Source organism: Allomuricauda sp. ANG21, assembly GCF_040705235.1.
Taxonomy (GTDB): Bacteria; Bacteroidota; Bacteroidia; order Flavobacteriales; family Flavobacteriaceae; genus Flagellimonas; species Flagellimonas marina.
In genome coordinates this window covers 332,791-355,942 of sequence record NZ_JBFCVT010000011.1, presented here as the reverse complement: position 1 = coordinate 355,942, position 23,152 = coordinate 332,791, and the positions used below count along the sequence as shown (strand labels likewise).

25 protein-coding genes are annotated in these 23,152 nt (G+C 38.4%); 16 read left to right on the top strand and 9 right to left on the bottom strand.

From position 1 onward, the window contains the following. Positions 1 to 3 precede the first annotated feature (3 nt). The 9 genes from mnmE to AB1A65_RS10355 all read left to right on the top strand — a co-directional run bounded on the left by mnmE (position 4) and on the right by AB1A65_RS10355 (position 9,784). Positions 4 to 1,374: a tRNA uridine-5-carboxymethylaminomethyl(34) synthesis GTPase MnmE gene (mnmE, locus tag AB1A65_RS10395; protein ID WP_366588651.1), complete on the top strand. Its 1,371-nt coding sequence runs from the start codon at positions 4 to 6 to the stop codon at positions 1,372 to 1,374. A gap of 185 nt (positions 1,375 to 1,559) precedes the next feature. Then, positions 1,560 to 2,654 (top strand): site-specific integrase, encoded by a 1,095-nt coding sequence (locus tag AB1A65_RS10390; protein ID WP_366588648.1) that lies wholly within the window; start codon positions 1,560 to 1,562, stop codon positions 2,652 to 2,654. Beyond that, positions 2,651 to 3,667 (top strand): DUF6617 family protein, encoded by a 1,017-nt coding sequence (locus tag AB1A65_RS10385; protein ID WP_366588646.1) that lies wholly within the window; start codon positions 2,651 to 2,653, stop codon positions 3,665 to 3,667. The genes AB1A65_RS10390 and AB1A65_RS10385 overlap by 4 nt, the downstream gene beginning before the upstream one ends. Positions 3,668 to 3,898: 231 nt before the next feature. After that, positions 3,899 to 4,198: a helix-turn-helix domain-containing protein gene (locus AB1A65_RS10380; RefSeq protein WP_148454166.1), complete on the top strand. Its 300-nt coding sequence runs from the start codon at positions 3,899 to 3,901 to the stop codon at positions 4,196 to 4,198. Beyond that, positions 4,195 to 4,491 carry a helix-turn-helix domain-containing protein gene (locus AB1A65_RS10375; protein ID WP_366588643.1) on the top strand — a complete coding sequence of 99 codons (297 nt, stop codon included), beginning with the start codon at positions 4,195 to 4,197 and terminating at the stop codon, positions 4,489 to 4,491. Before AB1A65_RS10380 ends, AB1A65_RS10375 begins: the two co-directional genes overlap by 4 nt. Continuing rightward, positions 4,478 to 5,398, top strand: a complete 921-nt coding sequence (locus AB1A65_RS10370) for a BT4734/BF3469 family protein (protein ID WP_366588641.1) — start codon at positions 4,478 to 4,480, stop codon at positions 5,396 to 5,398. Before AB1A65_RS10375 ends, AB1A65_RS10370 begins: the two co-directional genes overlap by 14 nt. Further along, entirely contained in the window at positions 5,399 to 7,216 is a 1,818-nt protein-coding gene (locus tag AB1A65_RS10365; RefSeq protein WP_366588639.1) for a DUF3987 domain-containing protein, read from the top strand. 122 nt (positions 7,217 to 7,338) lie between these two features. After that, positions 7,339 to 7,635, top strand: coding sequence for a helix-turn-helix transcriptional regulator (locus tag AB1A65_RS10360; protein WP_366588637.1), 297 nt, complete (start codon positions 7,339 to 7,341; stop codon positions 7,633 to 7,635). A 49-nt stretch (positions 7,636 to 7,684) separates the two neighbouring features. Then, on the top strand, positions 7,685 to 9,784 hold the full coding sequence (locus AB1A65_RS10355) for a Piwi domain-containing protein (protein ID WP_366588635.1): 2,100 nt from the start codon (positions 7,685 to 7,687) through the stop codon (positions 9,782 to 9,784). 80 nt (positions 9,785 to 9,864) lie between these two features. On the opposite strand, the gene AB1A65_RS10350 is transcribed toward AB1A65_RS10355, so the two are convergent. Beyond that, positions 9,865 to 10,023: a hypothetical protein gene (locus AB1A65_RS10350; protein ID WP_366588633.1), complete on the bottom strand. Its 159-nt coding sequence runs from the start codon at positions 10,021 to 10,023 to the stop codon at positions 9,865 to 9,867. Between the two features lie 630 nt (positions 10,024 to 10,653). Here AB1A65_RS10350 and AB1A65_RS10345 point away from each other — a divergent pair. From AB1A65_RS10345 to AB1A65_RS10320, 6 genes are all read left to right on the top strand, one after another. Next, positions 10,654 to 11,031, top strand: a complete 378-nt coding sequence (locus AB1A65_RS10345) for a metalloregulator ArsR/SmtB family transcription factor (RefSeq protein ID WP_320230523.1) — start codon at positions 10,654 to 10,656, stop codon at positions 11,029 to 11,031. Then, positions 11,028 to 11,633, top strand: a complete 606-nt coding sequence (merTP, locus tag AB1A65_RS10340) for a mercuric transport protein MerTP (RefSeq protein ID WP_366588631.1) — start codon at positions 11,028 to 11,030, stop codon at positions 11,631 to 11,633. The genes AB1A65_RS10345 and merTP overlap by 4 nt, the downstream gene beginning before the upstream one ends. A gap of 47 nt (positions 11,634 to 11,680) precedes the next feature. Beyond that, the gene (locus AB1A65_RS10335) at positions 11,681 to 12,037 is read left to right on the top strand and encodes a heavy-metal-associated domain-containing protein (RefSeq protein WP_366588629.1); all 357 of its coding nucleotides are present in this window, start codon (positions 11,681 to 11,683) and stop codon (positions 12,035 to 12,037) included. Continuing rightward, positions 12,037 to 13,689, top strand: a complete 1,653-nt coding sequence (gene merA / locus AB1A65_RS10330; RefSeq protein ID WP_366588627.1) for a mercury(II) reductase — start codon at positions 12,037 to 12,039, stop codon at positions 13,687 to 13,689. The genes AB1A65_RS10335 and merA overlap by 1 nt, the downstream gene beginning before the upstream one ends. Before the next feature lie 211 nt (positions 13,690 to 13,900). Continuing rightward, positions 13,901 to 14,557 carry a hypothetical protein gene (locus AB1A65_RS10325; protein ID WP_366588625.1) on the top strand — a complete coding sequence of 219 codons (657 nt, stop codon included), beginning with the start codon at positions 13,901 to 13,903 and terminating at the stop codon, positions 14,555 to 14,557. Positions 14,558 to 14,734: 177 nt separating this feature from the next. Continuing rightward, the gene (locus AB1A65_RS10320) at positions 14,735 to 15,376 is read left to right on the top strand and encodes a DUF6266 family protein (protein WP_366588623.1); all 642 of its coding nucleotides are present in this window, start codon (positions 14,735 to 14,737) and stop codon (positions 15,374 to 15,376) included. A gap of 195 nt (positions 15,377 to 15,571) precedes the next feature. Here AB1A65_RS10320 and AB1A65_RS10315 read toward each other — a convergent pair whose 3' ends face one another. The 8 genes from AB1A65_RS10315 to AB1A65_RS10280 form a co-directional block, all read right to left on the bottom strand. Further along, entirely contained in the window at positions 15,572 to 16,264 is a 693-nt protein-coding gene (locus AB1A65_RS10315; protein ID WP_366588621.1) for a hypothetical protein, read from the bottom strand. A 61-nt stretch (positions 16,265 to 16,325) separates the two neighbouring features. Further along, positions 16,326 to 16,670, bottom strand: a complete 345-nt coding sequence (locus AB1A65_RS10310; protein WP_366588618.1) for a hypothetical protein — start codon at positions 16,668 to 16,670, stop codon at positions 16,326 to 16,328. Between the two features lie 36 nt (positions 16,671 to 16,706). Beyond that, positions 16,707 to 17,126, bottom strand: coding sequence for a GreA/GreB family elongation factor (locus AB1A65_RS10305; protein WP_366588616.1), 420 nt, complete (start codon positions 17,124 to 17,126; stop codon positions 16,707 to 16,709). Positions 17,127 to 17,340: 214 nt separating this feature from the next. After that, positions 17,341 to 18,660 carry a sigma-54 dependent transcriptional regulator gene (locus AB1A65_RS10300; protein ID WP_366588614.1) on the bottom strand — a complete coding sequence of 440 codons (1,320 nt, stop codon included), beginning with the start codon at positions 18,658 to 18,660 and terminating at the stop codon, positions 17,341 to 17,343. 5 nt (positions 18,661 to 18,665) lie between these two features. Further along, positions 18,666 to 19,760 carry a HAMP domain-containing sensor histidine kinase gene (locus AB1A65_RS10295; RefSeq protein ID WP_366588612.1) on the bottom strand — a complete coding sequence of 365 codons (1,095 nt, stop codon included), beginning with the start codon at positions 19,758 to 19,760 and terminating at the stop codon, positions 18,666 to 18,668. 76 nt (positions 19,761 to 19,836) lie between these two features. After that, positions 19,837 to 20,070 carry a hypothetical protein gene (locus AB1A65_RS10290; protein WP_366588610.1) on the bottom strand — a complete coding sequence of 78 codons (234 nt, stop codon included), beginning with the start codon at positions 20,068 to 20,070 and terminating at the stop codon, positions 19,837 to 19,839. A gap of 74 nt (positions 20,071 to 20,144) precedes the next feature. Continuing rightward, a complete protein-coding gene (locus AB1A65_RS10285; protein WP_366588608.1) occupies positions 20,145 to 20,849 on the bottom strand; it encodes a response regulator transcription factor in 705 nt (234 codons plus the stop codon). Continuing rightward, positions 20,839 to 22,116 (bottom strand): HAMP domain-containing sensor histidine kinase, encoded by a 1,278-nt coding sequence (locus tag AB1A65_RS10280; protein ID WP_366588606.1) that lies wholly within the window; start codon positions 22,114 to 22,116, stop codon positions 20,839 to 20,841. The genes AB1A65_RS10285 and AB1A65_RS10280 overlap by 11 nt, the downstream gene beginning before the upstream one ends. Before the next feature lie 290 nt (positions 22,117 to 22,406). Here AB1A65_RS10280 and AB1A65_RS10275 point away from each other — a divergent pair, with 290 nt between their 5' ends. Beyond that, a complete protein-coding gene (locus tag AB1A65_RS10275; protein WP_366588604.1) occupies positions 22,407 to 23,150 on the top strand; it encodes a CpsB/CapC family capsule biosynthesis tyrosine phosphatase in 744 nt (247 codons plus the stop codon). Positions 23,151 to 23,152: the final 2 nt, after the last annotated feature.

Here is a 23,152-nt window from a genome sequence, read left to right as displayed (position 1 = left end):
CCTATGTCATATACCGATAACATTGTGGCCTTGGCTACCCCTTCAGGAACTGGGGCCATTGCGGTCATTCGCATTTCAGGGCCTGATGCCATTTCCATTACCGATTCCATTTTTCAATCGGTTAAAGGGAAAAAATTAATTCAACAAAAGAGTCATACCATTCATTTGGGGCATATTGTTGAGGACGACAAAGTCTTGGACGAGGTGCTCGTTTCCATTTTTAAGGGGCCTCACTCCTACACAGGAGAGCATGTAGCTGAAATTTCTTGCCATGGTTCCCCCTACATCCAACAGCAAATCATTCAATTGATTTTACGAAAAAGGTGCCGAACGGCTTCTGCAGGTGAATTTACGCTACGTGCCTTTTTAAATGGTAAAATGGATCTGAGTCAGGCTGAAGCTGTGGCCGATTTAATAGCCAGCGACAGTGAGGCATCCCATAACATTGCCATGCAGCAAATGCGGGGTGGTTTTAGCAATGAAATTCAAAAATTGCGAGAAGAACTTCTGAATTTTGCCTCCTTGATTGAGTTGGAACTCGATTTTTCCCAGGAGGATGTAGAGTTTGCAGATCGTTCTCAATTCAACGAACTGTTGAACCGCATCAGTGAGGTCCTAAAAAAATTGATTGACTCCTTTGCCCTAGGGAATGTGATCAAACATGGTATTCCTGTTGCCATTGTGGGGCAGCCCAATGTGGGCAAATCTACACTGCTCAATGTTTTGTTGAACGAGGAAAGGGCCATTGTAAGTGACATTGCCGGAACCACTCGCGATACAGTTGAAGACCAAATCAGTTTGAATGGTATCAACTTTCGGTTTATCGATACCGCAGGTATCCGGGAAACGATCGATGTAGTAGAAAAAATTGGGATTGAGCGAACCTTCGACAAAATTGAAAAAGCCCGTTTGATCATTTTCCTTTTTGACCGTATGGATTTTGACCGCTCGGAACTGGAGCGTATCAGAAATCGCTATCCAAATAAACGGTTGGTTCCCATTTGTAATAAAGTAGACTTGTTGGAGCCATCCCAAATAGAGGAATTGCAGCAAGAAATTCCGGAAGTTCTTTTTCTTTCGGCCAAAAACAGAACGGGAATACCAGAATTGGAAAAGAAGCTGCTCGCTCTGGTAGATTCAGGAGCTTTAAGTGGTGATGAGACCATTATTACCAACAGTCGCCATTACGATGCGCTTTTAAAGGCTTTGGAGGAAATCCAAAAAGTAAAAGAAGGTATGGATATGGGGCTGGCCAGTGATCTCATGGCCATTGATATCCGGCAGGCCTTGTTTCATTTAGGGGAAATCACGGGAAGTGTCACCACAGATGATCTTTTGGGGAATATATTTTCTAATTTTTGTATCGGGAAGTAATTACACTTCCTTTGATTAGTTAAGCCCTTCTTTTATTGGTGTTTACAGTTATTTAACTATTCTTATTTGTTGCTAATTTGCTCTTTTTTACGTATCTTTCGTTTCTAATTTGTTGTTATAGAAACAAATTTTGTTGCTAACAACAAGTTTGCTGTTACAGAAACAACTGCAATTTTTTTTGAGATATGAAGGTTACACTAAGAAAACGCAATCAAGGTGGTAAGACCAGTTTATACTTGGACTACTACCACAAAGGCAAACGTAAAACAGAGTATTTAAAACTCTATTTAGACCCTAATGCCAAAACCAAGGATGAAAAGGAAGTCAATAAAAAAACGCTTCAATTAGCTGAGACAATTAGAGCACAGCGACAAATCGAAATCCAAAACGGTGTTTATGGCTTCCGTGACAATGAGAAATTAAAAGCCAGTTTTACCAACTACATTCAGCTTCTTACCGATAAGCGAAAAGATAGCTCAGGTAATTACGGAAATTGGGATAGTATGCTAAAGCATTTACAATCCTATATTCCTATGGACATCACTTTTGCGGAAGTTGATAGAAAGTTTGTCCAGGGCTTTAAAGAATATCTTGATAAGGATGCCAAAACAAAGAGTAACCAGAACTTATCTCAAAACTCAAAGTACTCCTATTTCAACAAATTAAGAGCTGCATTAAAACAAGCGGTTAAAGATGGTATCATTCCAACCAATCCTTCTGAAGGTGTAGATGCCTTCAAACAAGGAGAACCTCAGCGAGAGTTTTTAACTCTTGAAGAATTACAAGCTGCGGTACAAGCGGAATGTGAAATTCCACTAATGAAAACAGCATTTATATTTTCTTGTCTTACCGGATTGCGTTGGTCAGATGTAAATAAGTTGCTTTGGTCAGAAGTTCAGCATTCAAATGAAATGGGGTACTACATCCGTTTCAGACAAAAGAAAACCAAAGGAGCGGAAACCCTTCCTATTTCAGAACAAGCCTTCGGCTTGCTCGGTGAACGTCAGGATAAGGACGAAAGAGTATTTAAAGGATTGCGTTATTCAGCTTGGCACAACTTAAAGTTGCAGCAATGGATGATGAGAGCAGGAATTTCTAAAACCATAACCTTCCATTGTGCGAGACACACCTACGCTACATTACAGCTTTCCGCAGGAACAGACATCTATACAGTTTCAAAATTACTTGGTCATAGAGAATTGAAAACCACTCAGATTTATGCTAAGGTAATCGACCAACAAAAGAAAGAAGCCGCTAACCGAATTAAACTGGATTTATGAGTAAGCAAAACAACACCTTAGATAAAATCCTTGATTATGAGTTAAGACCTTGGCTTGCTCAAAATAGTATGGATGATGAATTTGCTTCCAAATTTAGAAGTTTAAAAGAATACACACCTCAACAGCCCTTACAGTTTGAAATTGAATTTTTCAGACCATTTGACAATAAAACCAAATACTATTCAAAGCTTATTCTGAATACCGTAAAATCTGATTTTGATGCTCTGTACCAAACCATTGATGAAGATAGAAACGAGAACCTAATCCGTTACTACCTTAATGATACACTCAATAAGCGATTAAAAACACGCTTGAAAGACCTTGGAGAATTATTGAAGAAAAAGGATTATGCACTTACGTACATAAATCCAAAAAACACCTCGCATCAGTTAGACCAAACACATAAAGCCAACACCTATATAATGCAGCTACTCAAACTTGCTTATATGCAATTGTACTTGGAGGTTCAGGAGGCTTTCAAAGATTGGGTTGATGATGAATTTATTGTGGAGGACTTCTACACCCAATTATTAAATGAACCTATTCCCGAACAACTTCACATCAAGAAACTACAAGTTATTGAGGTTACTCCTGAACCAGTAAGAAAGCCCAAACCAAAAACAACGGACAAACCTATTCCGTTCAATTCTTTCACCTATAAACAGTACAACACCAGTCCTGATAAACTTGGTGATTTATGGGATAGCTTAAAGCTCAATAATTTCATTAGCACTGACACACCTCTACCCACTTTTAAAAAGGTATTCTCAGGTAAAGAAATCAATACACCTGTTACTTGGACAGGAAATATCAGTGAGCTTTATTACTTCATAAAATGCATCCATACTAATTTGAAATTAGTAGAATATCTCAAGCAGAAAATATGGGAGGTTACTATAATTTGTTTTGTTGATGAAAACGGAGAACCGTTCGACCGTTCAAAATTCAGGTCATTAAAACGTCCAAATCTTACAGGTGACAAAATCGATAATGCCGTAAACCTATTAAAATAGGTTACTCTGCACTTTACACTTCCTATTCTTTTTCAGTTTTTATTTAGCCCTTATTCTAATCCGATAAGGGTTTTTGCTTTTGTTTTCCCACTCTGCACTCTGCACTCTACACTGCACCCTGTTTCTGCACCCCATAACAGCCTTAAAGTCAATCTACTTTAGCACTGTATTCGGACATCGAATATGACTTTTGGCCAGAAGTCTTTTACAAATTTTCAAACCCATAATAAGATGGAAGAGATTTTAAAAAGACTTGAAATTATCGAGAAACACGTATTAGACCAAAATCTAATACTAAAGAATGTACTCAACTTCAATGAAGCTTGTCAGTACTTGGAATTATCGCAATCTCACTTGTATAAACTCACAAGTGCGGGAAGCATTCCACACTACAAACCCAACGGTAAGAAACTCTATTTCAACCGTGAGGAATTAGACCAATGGTTATTGCGTAACCGCAATGCCACTACTGATGAAATCGAACAGCGAGCAGCTGATTATCTAATCAAAAAAGGGAGGGTAAAGCTATGACTGAAATAATCGATTTACTGGTGGCACTCTCTCAGCAAGTTAGAGACCTAAATACACGTATTGAATTGCTAAATGCAACGAAGGTTGAATACCTGAAAAATGCGTGGGTAGATAATCAGGATGTAATGCAGATGCTACACATTAGTCCACGCACCTTGCAAACATTCCGAACCAACGGCACAATTCCTTACAGTAAAATAAGCGGAAAGTTTTACTACAAGGTAGCTGATATTGAGGAGCTTTTACAGGCAAACTATTACAATCCAAACTTCAAATGTGATGGACATAAATAGAGAAGACATATTAAGTAAAACACATTACGGCCTAAATATTTATGCCTATGTGTTAAGACAGTACTATCCGGGCGAAACAGTTCTTTCCCTTTCGGGAAGGGACTGTAAACCCACTAAAAACCCATTTAATGCAGGCAAGCCTACATTATGGGTTAAGGTAGTAGATAATTGTGCGGTGCATATCGATAGCGAAGAAGCTATTGCAGACGGCAATGTATTTGATTTTGCAGCACTACATTTTAAGCTTTCTGGTCAGGAACTACTGGATAAGCTAAATGAAGAATTGCATTTGCGTATTGGTCAGAAAAACGGTTTTTACAATCAGGAGGAAGTAATATTTACAGAACCTGAACCCGAAATTATAAAACCAAAACCACCAGTATTCAGCTATTACAAAAAGCCTGTTACCAATGTAGTACCTACAAAAGAGATAACCTTGATAGAGGTTTACAACCTCATCCAAGGCAATGAATTTGCTACGTGTACAAGTACACTACGCAACATTCAAGATGTAAAGGAAGCCCGAAAATACAAGGCGTTCAATTTCGATTATGTCACCTTCTCAGGTGCATTTGCAAAACGAAATGATAAAAACCTCAAAAAGCATTCAGGACTTCTAACGATTGACTTTGACCACATCAGTAATATTTCCACACTAAAAGAGGAACTTCTCAAAGACGAATACTTTGAAACAGAACTTCTTTTTACATCACCTTCTGGTGATGGTTTAAAATGGGTTATTCCTATTGAATTAACCAAAGTCAAACATCAAGATTATTTCAAGGCGGTTGCCAATTACATCCAATACACTTACAGCTTGGAAGTAGATGGTTCGGGTAAAGACATTTCAAGAGCCTGTTTTTTACCTCACGACCCCAATGTATTTATCAATCCAAAATATTTATAGATGATGGAAAAGAAAACATTTAATCCGTTGGAATGGATGGATAATTCAAACCAACAAGAGCAACATACAGAACAGAACTACCTACCAGTTACAGACGATAATTCAGAAGTTGAAAAAGTCATTCAGAATATAGAAGCTAATCATATTGATATAGCTCCCAATTACAACGATTGGATAAATATCGGTTTCGCTTTTGCTGATGAATTTGGAGAGTCTGGAAGAAGCCTATTTCATAGAGTAAGCCAATATTATTCAGGTTACAACTCTAAAGAATGTGATAAGCAATTTGATAATTGCCTAAAGTCAAAAGGTCAAGGTGTTTCATTGAAAACCTTTTTCTTTCTTGCCAAACAAGCAGGCGTTTCTATTGTAACACAATCCAATGAACAGTATAACGCTAAAAGTAGTAATCACAAATCAACAAAGGCTACACCAGTACAAGAATACCAGGAAGAAGAACCGATTAAGGAAATAATGCCAACATTCCCTAAATCCTTATATCCTGAGCTTCCCGAATACTTACAACAAGTGGTGGATGTAGCTACCTCAGATGAAGAAAGAGATATTTTGCTCTTAGGGTCATTAGCGGCTATTAGTGCGTGTTTCCCAAAACTCTACGGTATTTATGACGGTAAGAAAGTATTCTCTAATCTATTTCTATTTATTACGGCACAAGCATCCGCAGGAAAAGGACGTTTGGTGCATTGTCGTCAATTAGTAAATCCTATTCACAAGGAATTACGAGAAGAAGCCAAATTGCATAAGCAACATTTTGAGTTGGAAATGGCGGAGTACAACGCCAATAAAGGTAAAGTTGAAGGTGTAGAAAAACCAGCCAAACCACCTGAAAAAATGCTGTTTATCCCTGCAAACAATAGTTCAACAGGTGCATACCAATTATTGGGTGATAGTGATGGCAAAGGCTTAATTTTTGAAACCGAAGGAGATACCTTAGCACACGCCTTTAAAAGCGATTACGGAAATTATAGTGATGGTTTCAGAAAAGCATTCCACCACGAAACTATTTCCTATTACCGCAGAACCGACCGTGAGTTTGTAGACATTGAAAGTCCTTGTCTATCGACCGTCCTTTCAGGTACGCCAAAACAAGTTTCGGCTTTAATACCAAGTGCAGAAAACGGCTTGTTCAGCCGCTTTATTTTCTACTTTATGAATGTTAAGCCTGTTTGGAAAAACGTATTTGCAAGCACTACAGATAACGGATTAGATGATTACTTTGAGAATTTAGGAAACCAGTTCTACGACCTATATAAGTTGCTCAAAAGCAATGGTGATTTTCAGTTTTACTTAACCGCAGACCAACAAGAGCAATTCAATCAGTTTTTTAGTGAGATACAAGTAAAATACCTCAATCTTCAAGGGATGGACTATATGGCTACCATTAGAAGATTAGGGCTAATTGCATTCCGTTTCTGTATGCTCTTTTCAGCATTAAGGATATTGGAAACTGGAGATACTTCTAATAAACTCATTTGTGAGGAAAGAGATTTTCAAACCGCATTGGCTATGATTAAAGTATTGGTGAAACATTCCAGTAAAGTATTTGGTGAGCTTCCAAAAGAAGAAACCAAACCTACCCGAATGAACCGCAAAGAAAAATTCCTATACGCTTTACCAAGAAACTTTAACCGTCAGAAGTATTTGGAAGTAGCCAAAAAACTAAACATTCCTGCAAAAACAGCCGAAGGCTATATCACTGGTTTTATAAAGTCCAACCTTATTCACCGTGAGCAACAGGACAACTATACAAACCTCTCTATTGAGGAAAACAAGGATGTTGAGGATGCTAAGGATTAAACATCCTTAGTTTCCTCTATTTCCTCAAATCCCTTACCTGTTATTTTATACCTCTCTTTTTCTTTTTATTACGTTTTACTTTCTTATATTTGGCAGAATCTGTCAAGTTTAATTTTGCCAAAATGGAAACATTCGCTTCTAAGCTCAAAACGTTAAGGTTAAAACAAGAACTATTGCTCAGGCAAGTAGCCGCAGCAGTAGATGTTGACACCTCTATGGTGAGTAAATTTGAAAACGGAGAACGCTTTCCAACAAGGGAACAAATTGAGAAACTCGCTACTTTTTTTAAAGTACCGGAAGATGACTTTTTGATTGAAGCATACAGTGATAAACTCACATACGACTTCAATGAAGAACCCTTGGCATTAGAAATACTTAAACAGACAGTTAAAAAAATTGAGTTTAAGAAAATGAATTAAGAATAAGAATACATTCAATTGGTATGAACCGATAAAACCAACTAAACTAATGCAAAATCACTGTTTCAACATCCTAACCTTTAACCATCCGCAGAAAGAACTAACACTCTACTTTACCAATGTAGAAGATGAAATCCTTTCAAGGATAAATCATAGATTAGTACCTGTTGAGGTTATTGAGAATTTTGGGGAACAGGAGCATTATTACACATCATTCACAAAAGAAGTAGAAGGTTTTTATCCAGTAACCAAAGCGGTAAATCCACGCTATGAGGTTAAAGAAGATGAAAACGGAGAAGAACGTTCTTACTTTGTGAATAATTCGGCTTTATCGGTTTCCATATTAAAACGGTATTACAATTACTTAATACACGAATATTTCAAAGCCCAAGGCTTTTTGGTCAAACCTAATTTTATCAGCGATACAGAAGTTTGGCTACCAAGTAAAAAGTACGATAAAACAGGACAGTTTAATTTATTCGACCGCTATTCGCTAAAAGTACAGTTCAAGACAGTAACCAAACAACTGGAGTTACTCGTAACCTTTGAGGGTATTTCCAAAGTTTATAAACAATCAGTAGAGGTATTACAAGAGTCAGTTTCACCAACAGCGTTTAATTGGGTAATCTTTGACAATGGGCTGTATAGGTTTGATGAATTGCCAAATGCAGGTAAAAGAGCTTACAACCAAGTGTTTCCTGTATGGAACTTCAATACTCGTGATGCTTTAGGTGAAACTACAGAAGCACCCGATAAATCCAACAAATACAAAAAGTTCAAGGATGCTATTGACTTCTTTTATAATACCTATCTAAATACCGAAGCATTTAAAAAGCTTATCCCTATCAATTCCAATGGCTTTATACCAGTAGAGGAAATCAAAATGGGAAGGGTTAAAAGCAATAGCAACCAGTTATTGTTTGGAGAAGGCAATACCGACATTGTTCCAATGAACGGTATGAAAAATCACGGTCCATTTGATTTTAGCGATACTTCCAATATTCATTTCTTTTTCATTTTTCATAAAGACGATTATCAGGTAGCTAAGAAAATGGATGGTTTCTTTAGAGGTACAGAAAAAGGATTTGGAGGCTTATCAAAATTCATTCATACGCCTTATCATACTGAAAAGGGATTTAGTATAATGTTTGAGGATAAAGAAAATCCTTGGTCTGAAATCTACCATAAAGTAACAGAAAAGCATTTTGAACCCGATATTCAATATATAGCCATTTACATTAGTCCCTTTTCTAAAAACTCACTCGATAAGTCCAGGAGAAAGATTTATTACAGACTGAAAGAGCTTTTGCTCAAAAAGGGAATTTCCTCTCAGGTAATAGATGCTGAAAAAGTAATGACCAACGATAAATATTACTTTAGCTTACCCAACATTGCCATAGCCATATTAGCCAAATTAAACGGTATTCCTTGGCGTTTGGATAATACGATAAAGAAAGAATTGGTTATTGGTGTAGGAGCGTTTAAAAACCCTGATTTCGATATTAAATACATAGGAAGTGCATTCAGTTTTTCTAATAACGGAAGATTTAACCGTTTTGAATGTTTCCAACAAGACCAAACAAAAGAACTGGCGGGTTCTATCATAAGAGTCGTAAAAGAATATGCAGCACTAAATCCTGAAATAAAACGCTTGGTAATTCATTTCTACAAAACAATGGGTAGAGCAGAATTAGAACCAATTGAAAATGGTTTGAAACGTTTAGGATTAAGTATTCCGGTATTCATTGTATCTATCAACAAAACAGAAACCTCAGATATTGTTGCGTTCGATTTAAACTGGAAGGACTTAATGCCATTAAGCGGTACATACATCAATATTGGTTACAACAAGTTTCTATTGTTCAACAACACAAGGTACAGTAATAACGGTTTCAATTTTCACGATGGCTACCCATTCCCGATAAAACTAAAAATATACTGCACTCAAAAAGAATTGGTTGATGATTTTAAAACAGTAAGAGAACTCATAGACCAAGTATATCAATTCAGTAGAATGTATTGGAAATCAGTAAGACAACAGAATTTGCCAGTTACGATAAAATACCCTGAAATGGTTGCAGAAATGCTACCACATTTTGACGGTAACGAAATACCCGAATTTGGAAAAGATAACCTTTGGTTTTTGTAGAAGCATTTGGATATTCCCTACCGCACAGCCATTTGCTTCCAGTAGGTTCTTTTCGTTCGCTCGTACCTCACTTACTACAATCACCCACTTCCTGCAACGCACAGCAAGAGAAGTCCTTCATTCCTTTCCGTTGCACTACAATCCATTCCGTCCTGCACTTGCTTTTCCCCACGCACATCCAAACGCAGGTAAAGCGGTGTTCCACCTTCAGTCGTCAGCAAATAAAATCGCCAAACCATTACAGCACATTTTTTGGAATACTTCAATTTTTAAAGGTCAAAAAAAGAGCTATAATGCCCTACGGGTGCTTCGCTAAAGCTACGCAGTTTGTCACTTTTATTGCGTTCCTCTGTCAGTTGTCACGGTAGTTCCCTTGTCTTTTTTGCCACTTCCTTCCGTTCCTCCAGTCAGTCGCAAAAAATCCAACCACTACCCATAATTTTGCTCGCCTGCGGGTCGCTGCAGACTGCGGCTTAATGCTGATTGATTTGCCTCCGCTATCGCTATGGCTATTAAAGCGGTAAGCCTTGTGTAAGTTCCGTTGCACTCCGCCTTTTTGTGTAAAGAAAAATTACAAAAAGGCTACGTTCCACTTCACACATAGCTACAAACCACCCTTATCAGGGTTACTGTTGGTAGCACCCTTGCTCCACTCGCAGGCGGCTCGCGTTGCTTGTCCAATGTCCGCAAACCGTTCGTACCTCACTATTTGCAGCCATTGTCCAGCCGATTTGCTCAGGGCTGTTTTTACCTGCGTTCACACTATGATACCATTTTACATTCAAGCCTAAAACTATATTTAAGAATTTGCTTAAATAAGAAAACTATTTGTATCTTTACTGCGTTATTAAATCCAAAAGAGAGAGATTATGGAAAACAATCAATCGTGTATAAGAGTGTTTGCCGACAAGGTTCAAATCGACAATTGTAGAGAAATCCTACAAACAAACGAAAAGGCATTCACACAACTGAGTGGACTTTTGGCATTAGCAGGAAACGAAGTAAGGTTGAAAATTTTATTTCTTTTGGAAGAGGAAAACGAACTCTGTCCCTGTGACCTTTCGGACATTTTAGGAATGAGCATTCCCGCTGTTTCACAACACCTACGGAAACTCAAAGACGGTAACGTCATTGAAGGAAGAAGAGAAGGACAAACCATTTTCTACTCTTTGAAACAAGAGCAACTGACTCTACTTAGGCCATTCTTTAAACACATCATAAACAACTCAAAAAAGGAAACGGTATGAACAAAAAATCTAACAGACTAGTCGGAGCGGGAGTGCTTTCGGCAGTAGCAGCATCGCTTTGCTGCATTACCCCAGTATTAGCTCTTATTTCAGGAGCATCAGGAGTGGCATCTACATTTTCGTGGATGGAACCTGCAAGACCTTATCTTATCGGCATCACCGTTTTGGTTTTGGGATTTGCCTGGTATCAGAAACTCAAACCACGAACAGCTAAAGAAATAGAATGTGCTTGCGAAGAAGACGAAAAGAAACCTTTTATGCAGACCAAAACATTTTTAGGAATAGTAACCGTTTTTGCTGCCTTGATGCTTGCTTTTCCAAACTATGCACACATTTTCTATCCTTCAAAGGACAACAAAGAAGTTATAATCGTAAATGCTTCGGATATTCAAACGGTAACTTTTGAGGTAAAAGGGATGACTTGCAATGGCTGTGCTTCACACGTAGAAAATGACGTGAACAAATTACCGGGCATTGTTAAAGTGGATGCGAGCTACGAAGAAGCGATTGCAAAAGTAGAGTTTGACCAATCCAAAGTAAGCCTTGCTCAAATTGAGGAAGCCATCAACGGCACAGGTTACAAAGTGGTTGGCAAGAAATAGTATTTTTTTGCCATCCGTATTTAAGAACTTAATTAAATGTTTACACAATGAAAAAGAATTTGATTCTATGGAGTGCATTATTCCTGATTGGAATTACTCAGGTTAATGCTCAATGTTGCAAGCCGACTGACCATAAAGCACAAACAATAAATACAATCCAAGAAGCTAGCAAAGCCCTAAAACTGAAAATCACGGGAATGACTTGTGCTGGTTGTTCCAACCATATTTCAAATACGCTAAAAGAAGTGGACGGCATCATTGAACATAAGGTGGAATATCCAGGCGATTTGGCAACCATTCAATACGACCCGAAAAAAACGAACCCTGAAGCAATCATCAAAGTGATTGAAAAGACAGGCTATAAAGCCGAGATTATTAAAGAAACTCCAAAAAAGAAATCCTAATGATGCAAGAAACAATAAAACTCGACATCACAGGCATGACCTGCAACCATTGTGCCATAGGCATTGAAAAACTTCTTTCTAAAAACGAGGGAGTAAAAGAAGCCAATGTGAGCTATCCGAAAGCCACTTGCGAATGTTCTTTTGACCCTACTAAGACAAGCAAAGAAGAAATCATCAACACCATCAACAGCACAAAAAATTATCGGGTAAAAAGTGAACTACCCAGAAATGAGAATAGTGCGAATAATCAATTTGACTTAATCATTATTGGTGGTGGTTCGGCAGCATTTTCGGCAGCTATCAAAGCAGAAAGTTTGGGGTTAACCACATTAATGGTAAATGGTGGATTGGACTTTGGCGGCACTTGTGTAAATGTGGGTTGTGTACCCTCCAAAAATTTAATTCGTGCAGGTGAAACGGTCTATCACGCTACCCATTCCAATTTTAATGGTATCAAACCAAAAGGCGTGGACATTGATTTCACTCAAATCATCAAAGACAAAAAAAAATTGGTAGCCACACTGCAAGAGAAAAAATATATGGATGTGGTGAGCGATTTTGAAAACCTGACGATGCTGAAAGGTTGGGCAACATTCAAAGATGAAAAAACCATTGAAGTTGATGGAAAAGAACATAAAGCCCTAAAATTTATCATTGCAACAGGTGCAACCACCAATATTCCTAACATTGAAGGATTGAACGAAATTAAATATTTAACAAATGTTTCCCTTTTCGATTTGGAAGAAAAACCTGAAAGTTTGACCATTATGGGAGCAGGTTACATCGGATTGGAAATCGCAATGGCATACAATCGTTTAGGTGTGAAAGTCCGCATTATTGAATTTACAGACAGAGTACTACGAACACAAACACCCGACATCAGTGAAGCATTGGAACACCAAATGCGAGAAGAAGGCATTGAAATTTTACCCAATTTCAGAGCCGTAAAATTCGAGAAGAACGGGAACGAAACCATCATTCATTGCAAATGTCCTGATGGCTCATTTACCAAAATCATAGAAAAAGGAAAAGTAGTTATTGCCACAGGAACCAAAGCCAATACAAGCCAATTGGAATTAGAAAACATTGGATTAGAACTCACTCAAAGTGGACACATTGCGGTGAATGAAAAAATGGAAACCAATCTATCCTACATTTACGCAGCAGGTGACGTAACTAACACCCCTGCCTTTGTCTACACAGCTGCATTTGAAGGTAAAATTGCCGTTGAAAATGCTTTCTCAGGAACGGACAACAAGGCAGATTATTCTTCATTACCTTGGGTGGTATTTACTGACCCTCAAATTGCAGGTGCAGGCGTAGATGAAGTACAGGCAGAAGCCAAAGGCATTCCGTTTGAAGTTTCAAGATTAGAGCTTAAAGACGTGCCGAGAGCCATTGCAGCAAACGACACCAGAGGATTTATTAAACTCATTCGCAATACCGAAACCGATAAACTGATAGGTGCAAGAGTAGTTGCACCTGAAGGTGGAGAATTGATTCAGCAATTAAGTATGGCAATCAAATACGGAATAACAGTGCAAGACCTGGCAGAAAGCTTCTATCCCTATTTGACTTTGGGAGAAGGCATCAAATTAGCAGCGATAACTTTCGGAAAAGATGTGTCGAAATTGAGTTGCTGTGCCTCTTAATTATATACAACTGTATTTTCTTTAACCATCTGCAAGCAAACACTATAATTATTTTTATATCAATGTACAATGTTATCTTAAATTTTAGAATAAAATATTAAATCTTAAATCACTATAATATTACATTGTAATTTTCATAGCCTCCTTTTTAGGGGGCTTTTTCTTTTAATCATCACAGGCTAAATTAAAAAAGAGAATAGCAAAGTTAGGCGTGTCCGCTCAAGCCCACCGCACAAACGGATTATCAAGGTCAAGCCCTACGGGTTTTGAAAAAAATCTCCACCCTTTGGGTAGTATTTTTTCCAAAAACCTTGACAACCCTCCCAAACACGCCTTTTCAAGAGCTTTCTCTTTTCTTTTTTTCCCTTTTTTCTTTTCTCTTTTAAAAATGAATGAGCGAAGCGTAGCGAGCAAATATTTAATGGCTTACTATATGAAAACGTTTCGCATCATAACTCACCGATTAAACCAGAATTATTCTGAACCTCATTTCTTTATAATGAATAAAGGATTGAATAGCGGAAAACCGCTGAATGAACCTTGTCCGAATTGCTTTGTCTGTATCACTACCAATGAAAATGATAAGGATTTTATGTATTGGCTTTGCTTCGGATTATGGAAGTCTAAATCTTTCCATTACTACCTGAAAGGCTCTGTAATTCCATTCATCACGATTGGAGATATAAAAAAGCATCTTCGGGATAATGAATGTATAGCAAGCAAACATCCTCAGTTATTTCACCAGTCAATTCACCACTTGAAATTGTTGGAAGTAAATGAGGAAAAACTCAAACTTTCATTAAAAATGATAAATACCGCTAAAAAGGCAATTTTCTATAAGTTGATGAATAAAACAGGTGTAGTTTAAATACTGCATCTGTCATAAAATCAATTTCTTAAAGGCAAAAAAGAGCAAAGAAAAGCAACAGAAACCCTGACTGAACTACTGCACACTTATTGAAGTATCTTAGATATTAAAGGGCAAAGCCGAGTCAAGTCCGTGCCAAGTCCGAACATTTGTTTAACCCCAAAAATATTAGAAAAGATGGGAAAAATTAATCAAGGTATTCTCGGTGGTGTCTCAGGACAGGTTGGGAATGTAATCGGTGGAACTTGGAAGGGCATTGATTACCTAAGAATTAAACCTTCCAGTGTAGCGAACCCAAGAACCGAAGGACAAGTTGACCAACGTTCAAAGTTTTCAACCGTGCTTCGCTTCCTGCAACCAATGACAGACTTCTTGCGTGTTGGTTTCAAATTGTATGCTAACAAGATGACTCAGTTTAACGCTGCAATGTCTTACAACTTGAACAACGCAATTACAGGAGCTTATCCAAACTTTGCGATTGACTACGCAAATTCATTGGTAACTCGTGGTAATCTTACAGGTGCAGTAGATGGAGCGGTTTCTTCTCCAAGTGCAGCAACAGTAGATGTAACCTGGACAGATAACTCTGGAAGTGGTAGTGCCTTAGCTACTGATAAAGCAATGATTTTGCTTTACAACGCTACAAGAGGTGAAAGTGTATTTACAACAGCTGGACCCGTAAGGTCAGCCGGAACAGAAAGTATTTCCGTGCCTTCTGAATACACTGGTGAAGATGTTGAGGTATTCTTAGGGTTTATCTCAGAAGATGGCTCTAAAGTAGCGAATAGCTCTTATTTAGGTTCTGTAACAGTTGCTTAATAGCGATTGACGTTTTCTTGGAAAACCGTCCTTTTTTAGGGGCGGTTTTTTTATCTTTACACCTCTCGATTTTCCTATCTTTAGTCCTTAATTAGCTATAATTCAGCACTTTTTGTTGCTTATTTGTATCTATTGATAGCTAATTAATTGATAATCAGTAGTACATTACATTTTGTATCGGGAAATAAAACTAGTTCACCTTACACCCATGCGATGGGTTCCAAGCAAAACTATATACATTACAATAAATCCGATAATGACCAAAAATACCAACTCCACATGTGAAAGCAGGGTGTTCATTCCCAAAGCCCTATTTGAAAGTTGCGTCATATGGCCACCTTCGGTAAATTGAACTCCTTCCAGGTTGTCTAAATTTCTTCTTATTTCCAACAACTCTATTTGAATATCACTTAAGGTCGACATCCGCGGTTCTTTTTGTCCCGCCAATTTATCCTCAAGTGAGATAAGCTCCATAAAGTTTTTCTTTAAATCGATAAAAAAATCCGATTCACTCTGGGTAAGTTTGGTTTTTTCAAAGCGCGACATCAATGCCACAATAGAGTCATTTGTGGCCCCTAAAATAAGCTCATCGTCTCCTATGGAGAGTTCCTTTTTATGAAACAATCCACTTAAATGATAAATGTAATCTTGGGCAACCACCCGATCTTCATAGACAGAATTCACTGTGTCTTGGGTCCGTAAAATATATCCGTAATCCATAAGGTTGGCCACCATTATAAGCACAAATGAGATGGCCAAAATCAGAAGCAATCGCAGACGTTTCTTCCTTTTGGGCTCTTTGGATATGAAGATTGTTTTTAGCACAACGGAACCATTATTTCCTTCGGATAGTGACTTAATTGGAAGTGAGCCCAGCCTCAAGACCATTTATCCAGCAATTCTGGAACGTTGAAGCTGAGCAAAACACAACCAATCAATTAACCACTACTTAAGCTTTTATCAGCTCACCAGATTCCATGGCCTCTTTAAAGTTCGCTGCAACTTGCCAGTGGCTTCCAAAGAAACGGTTGCCATCAGCTCGTTTAATCTTAACTTTTAGGGTGCCATCTTTCTGTTCCTTGACGGAAGTGACAACCACTTTGTTTCCTTCCACTCTCTTGTAGTTTGCAATACCTCCCCTTTTTATAATGAAGTTGGGTCGGGGAAAATCGATATGCTCATATTGAGGGGCATCTGGTCTCCCTATTTCAAAAACATCACCAACAGAAACTTCCTGCGCGTTAAGGCTGAAGGCACCGAACATAAACGCTACTACTAAAATGTACTTATTCATATTTGACTATTTAAGGGTTATACAAAAATTTTTACTTTATATACTTTTTATTGAATGACCAATATTATCCTTCTGTCCCATCCACTCTACATGTTCAATAATCCTTGAATCTGTATTTGGAATCCGTATTTCATCTCCAACTGCACTCCCTATCAAAGCTGCTCCCAAAATGCTTCGCACCGAAACTTTAGAAGGGTCATTAACGCTTTCAGGTTCAAGCACCAACTGAAAGGTTTGCTTTTTACCGGATTTCTTGGCCACGGTTACCTTTGAGTATAGTCGAATAATACCTTCAGGGAGTTCTGAGCCATCACAAATTTTGGCATGTTCCAAACGTTCTTTAAGCATATCCAGAGCATCTTTTTGGAGATAGTCATGATAATGCTTGTGAAAGTTCAGTATCTTTTTCAGGGCCAAATAATCCGTCTTTTCCATAGTTACTTCACCAAACTTCATGACTTGGATTTGTATGTTCTAACACTAACGGCCGGTATAAAAATCAGCATGGCTATTCTGTTTGCCTTATTAAGACAAAGCCCGTGCCTAAATAATACCTGAAATAGAGTTTAGGTATAAAAAACTGTTTATCAGTTACTTGACGTGACTTAAAAGAAGAGAACAAAAAAATTAAGTGGGTAGATCCTACCCATGTGAGGAAATATTCCCCAGTCTATTTGAGTCGCTCACGAAGTGTTTTTCGGTCAATGCCCAAAATTTTTGCAGCTTTGGATTTGTTGTTTCCAGTGGAGGCCAGCACTTTTTGGATGTATTCCTTTTCAACCTGTCTTAGTGGTTTTAAAGATTCCTCTGGGAAGTCAATTTTAAACTTAACCTGCTCAGGCAGATGATTTACGGTCACTTGCCCATCGCACATAATAACAGCTCGTTGGATAATATTCTCGAGTTCACGAATATTTCCCGGCCATGAATAGCGCTGCAGTACTTGAACAGCCTCTGGGGTAATGTTCACCAGTCTATCCCGATATTCCACACCGTATTTTTGAAGAAACTTGTTGACCAAAAGTGGAATATCAGAAATGCGATCGCGCAACGGTGGTACCTTTATGGAAACCACGGTTAAACGGTAATACAAATCTTCCCTGAAATGCTTACCCTCAATCATTTCTTCCAAATTGCTGTTGGTGGCGGCAATGATTCTGACGTTCAGTTTTTCAGGTTTTTGGGAACCCACCTTAATCACCTCCTTTTCTTGAAGAACCCTCAACAGTTTAGTCTGAACGGTTAGCGGCGCATTTCCAATTTCATCCAAAAAGATGGTTCCATTGTTTGCGGCCTGAAAAAAACCACTTCGGGTTTCATTGGCTCCAGTAAAGGCTCCCTTTGTATACCCGAAAAGCTCTGCTTCCAATAAATTCTCTGGAATGGCTCCACAATTGACTGCTATGAACGGAGCTCGTGAAAATCTGCCCGAATAATGAATAGCGCGAGCCACAAGCTCCTTTCCCGTTCCACTCTCACCCCGAATGAGCACCGTGGCATGGTTGTCCTTTACCCGTTCAATGATTTGCGTAATATTTTCAAAAGCTTCCGAGGCACCTATCATTTCCCCGTATGCCTTTGGGAGTTGTGGTTCTGGTTTTACATCCTTTCTTTTTAGGATAATGGTCTTTAGGGCCTTTTCAACGGCATCTTCCAGCTCTGCTTTGGTGAAAGGTTTGGTAAGGTATTCCGTTACACCTGATTTAATAACGCTCATGGCGTCATCGATGGAAGGGAAACCCGTCACCACCAATTTGGGCATATCCGGAAAATGTTCCGCCGTGTACTTGATCAATTGTATGCCATTAATCTCAGGCATATTAATATCTGTAATCAAGAGGTCTATTTCTGTGTCCTTCAAAATGTAAAGGGCTTCCTTGACCGATACAGCGCTGTATGTATGGTAGTGCATGCCACCGAGGTGCCTTTGGAGCAGTTCCAAAATCTGAATATCGTCATCCACCAACAAAATATTTTCCTTTCTGAGCATGTGATCTATTTGATTTTGGGTAATTCAATAGTAAAAATGGTCCCTGTTGGCTTATTTGGGGCATGTGATATGCGACCCTTGTGACTTTGGATGATACCATGCACAACGCTAAGACCAAGGCCACTGCCCTCACCCACGGGCTTGGTGGTAAAGAAAGGTTCGAACACGCTGTTTTCTTTATCCTTGGGTATTCCAGAACCTTCATCAGAAATCACCATGACCACCTTATCCTTTTTATCTGTAACCTTCACTTTAATTTTACTTTGTGGTGGCGAAAAGTAAATTGCGTTTACAATAAGGTTGAACAAGACTTGGGTAAGTTGAATTTTATCAGTCCTTAGTTGAATATTTTCTGAACTAATGTCCAATTGGCAAGAGATCTCATTCTTGGCCAAGGTAGCCCGAAGCAAGTCAATGGCATCTTCAATGACTGGGACAATATTAATAGTGCTGCGCTCCTCGGGCATTTCGCAAGCAAAGAACATGAGTTTTTTTACCACTTCCCGGGAAAAAATGGTATTGGTTATGATTTTATCCAAATCCTTTACAGCCAAAGAGTCGTTTTCAACTCTTTCGCGCAAGAGTTCGGCAAAACCCAAAATATTGGCCAAGGGGGTATTGAGCTCATGGGCTATGCCTGCAGTTATCTCACCTAAAATTCTAAGGCGGTCCGCTTGCTCCACCTGTCGCCGGATACTTTCTTGATTGTCCTTGATTTCCTTTCGCTCCAGAAGATTACCCACTTCCAGGCAAACGTTATCCAACAATTGCTGTTCTTCCACCAAGAAATCCTCTAACGTATATTTTGGTGTTGGATAACCTACACGAATAACACCTTTTGGCTCATTAAAAACCTTAATGGGAGACTCCAAAAAAACGTAGGCCTCACCCCTTTCTTCGGTTTGAATTGAAATTGTTGGTGTTTCCAATTCCACGTAGGTTTCCTCATCGAACTGCCAAGCCACTTGCAAACAGTTGGCTATGGCCTTGAGGACTTCTTCAATTTGCTCATAATCACTGTTAACAATCAAAGAGGTTACCTCATAAAGGCAGGTTAATTCTTTAATACGTTCTTTAAGTTTCTGTTCGGCGGTGTGCAAGGTCTTGTCTTTGCCCGTAAATTACTAAATTCCTATATACTTAAAATGAAAGAGGGACTTTTAAAATCCACCAACATTATCTTGAATCCAATCGTTGAATTTCCATTGTTGCCGCTGAAATTAAATCTTTCAGTTGTTCTGAATCTTTTTTAGGACAATGTTGGGACAATTGGTATTCTGATCTTTCAATAAGCCTTTGGCAATAGGCTATCTGTTCCTTTACCGGTAGCTTGGATATGGTTTGACCAAAAAGGCGATCCAAGTGGCACAACGAAACTTCCCTGGACTTTAAACGAATAAATTTGAACATTTTAATCTGGGGTTGGTTGGACTATATAGAAATCCACAAAAACCAAGCCATAATTGTTAAAGTCACACTTGACCTTATACGTTATCTTCCACCTTCAGCATAAAACCTCTACGATTGACATTTATAATACTGATTCTAGGGTCCCTGCTTAAATGCTTGCGCAAATGCGAAATAAAAACGTTAAGGCTCTTTTTATTAAAGTAGTCGTTTTTGTCCCAAATAGTGGTCAAAATTTCTTTATGGGTGCACAATTGATTCATGTTCTTGGCCAATAGTGTAAGTAAGTCAAATTCTTTGCCGGTCAACTTTATGGGTTCTGAATTATACCTGAGTTCAAAACTTTCTGTATTCAATGTATAGTCTCCAATTTTAAAATTGGTCTCTTGCGGTTCAGAGTCCGGGTTTGAAACCAAACGGGATAAGAGTGCATTGATTCGAACAACAAGTTCTTCTTCATCTATTGGCTTTTTTAGGTAATCCACCGCCCCTAGGGAAAATCCTTTTAGAACATCAATTTTTAGGGAACGTGCCGTTAAAAAGAGAAAGGGAAGTTCCGGATTAATGGCCTTTACCTTCTGCGAAAGTTCAAAACCATCCATATCTGGTAGCATTACATCCAGAATCGCCAAATCGAATACATTGGTTTCAATTTTTTTCAGGGCTTCCTGTGCATTTTTTGTCCAGGTAACGCCAAATCCCTTCATGCCAAGATACTCGGAGAGCAGGTAACCTAAAGACGCATCGTCTTCCACCAAAATCAACTTGTATTTATTCTCCATTGTTGCTCATTTTTAGGGAAATGACAAATGTTGTGCCCTCTCCCAATTTACTATCTACCGTAATTTTACCGTTGTGCATACTTATAATTTTATGCACGTAGGATAAACCAAGTCCATATCCTTTTACTTTATGGACATCACCATTTTTTATTCTGTAATATTTCCTAAAAATCCTTTTTTGGTCTTTTTGGGCAATTCCCGGACCGTTATCGGAAATGGCAATCAATAACTTTTTATGATGCACTCTCGCAAACAGACGAATGACTGGATTATCAGCATATTTTTTGGCGTTTTCGAGCAGATTCCCAATGGCATTCTCCAAATGGAATCTTTCAGCCCGCAATGGATAGGCGTCCCCGACCAGTTCATACGAGAAGTTGACCTGTTCATATTCCGAAAGAATCTTAAAGTCTTTACAAATACGCTCCAACTCAGGTTTAAAATCAATCTGGCCAAACTGCATTATTTTTTTTCCGGATTCCAAGCTGGCCAATTCCAATACCTTGTCAATATGCTTTCTTAATCTATCTGTTTCACGCCGAATCAGCTCCAAAACTGGCTTCTTCTCTTCCGAAATTCCCTCTTCCAATATTTTGCTCGCCAGACCAATCGAAAATACCGGTGTTTTTAATTCGTGGGTAAGATTGTTGATGAAGTCATTGGTTGTGGTGATCAAACTGCTTTGCCAATAAAATGATCGCAATACCCAAACTACTACCACAATTATTGCCAATAGAAAAATAACCCCTGGAATTGTTAATCCGTTCAACTGGCCCATAAAATAGGTGTTGATGTCTTCAAAGCCCAGCTCCAACACCAGTTCTTTATTCAATAGGTTGGGAAGGTAACCTTCAATCTTGATAGGGTATATGAGGATGTCATCATCCTTTATATGGGGTGTATGTGAAGAAAGGTATTGGGTGGAATCCCTAGCATATAAGGAATATGTGAATGGTGCATCTATTCCCGAAACTCCAAGCTGATAGGAGATATAGTCGTTCAAATAGTATTGTGAGAGCCTTTCCAGACTATCCAAACTAATCTTTAATTCCGAATTATCCTTTTGAAGGGTGCTGCCCAAAGTATATGAAAGTGAGTTGACCTCTGAAAGCTCACTGTTTATATTGTCTCGTACATCGTCGATTTTTTGTGAGAATTGTACCCTTGCTAGTCCTAATCCAACTCTAAGATATTGGTACTGAACCACCAAGAGGCCTATTACAGAGACCACAAATACAATGACATAAACATTCCTTTTTGTCAACATAGTACGAAGTAAGCAAAAAAAGCCAAGCATTTTACTTTATCCTTAGCCCCATTAATCTTTCATTAATCTTTTTGTTCTTTCGTTAACCTCTTTGCTTCATAAAATATTCTAGTTTAGCATTGAGTTTAGTTAGTCATAAGTAGCGTTACATCCATAGAAAGGATACATATAAAACCGGCCAATTGGCCGGTTTTATATTTTTAGATATCCTGTTTTGCAGTGTTAATGTGTTCGGAAAGTTGGTCTGGTTAACTGTCATATCCATTATATTTGCAGTCCAAATTTTAGGCATGTTCAGTTTTTTTGAAAAGAAAGTTTACTTGGCCGACTATCTGCATGGGCTGGTTGACATTCACAATCATATCTTACCTGGCATTGACGATGGCGCCAAAACAGTGGAGCAATCCATTGAACTACTGAAAGGGTTTGGTGAGTTTGGGGTAACTAATTTTATCTGCACCCCGCATATTATGCACAACTATTATGACAACACCCCTAAAACAATTGAACAGTCATACGAAAAGCTAAAAAACAAGCTTGTTGGGGAGAACCTTCTGAATGTGAATATTGACTGTGCCGCAGAGCATATGATTGATGACAACTTTGAGGATTTGTTGGAGAAGGGCGAGGTTATGCCCCTTAAAAAAGAATATATTCTAATTGAAATGTCATATCTACAACCTTCACTTAATTTTGAAATGGCGGTAGGTAAAATTGCTAAAAATCAACTTTTCCCCATATTGGCGCACCCAGAACGTTATATGTACCTGCATCCCAAATATGGAAAATACGAACATATGAAATCATCGGGCATTCAATTTCAACTTAATCTTTTATCGCTTTCCCCTGATTCCTACGGAGATGCGACAACCAAAATGGCTGGAAAGCTAATAGATGATGAACTCATCAATTTTGTAGGTACGGATATTCATAACATTAGACAACTTGCAGTCTTGAAAGAAACAAGGATATCAAAAAAACTGCTTAAACGGCTTTTGCCTATTATTGAGCATACTATTTATACCTTTTATTGATA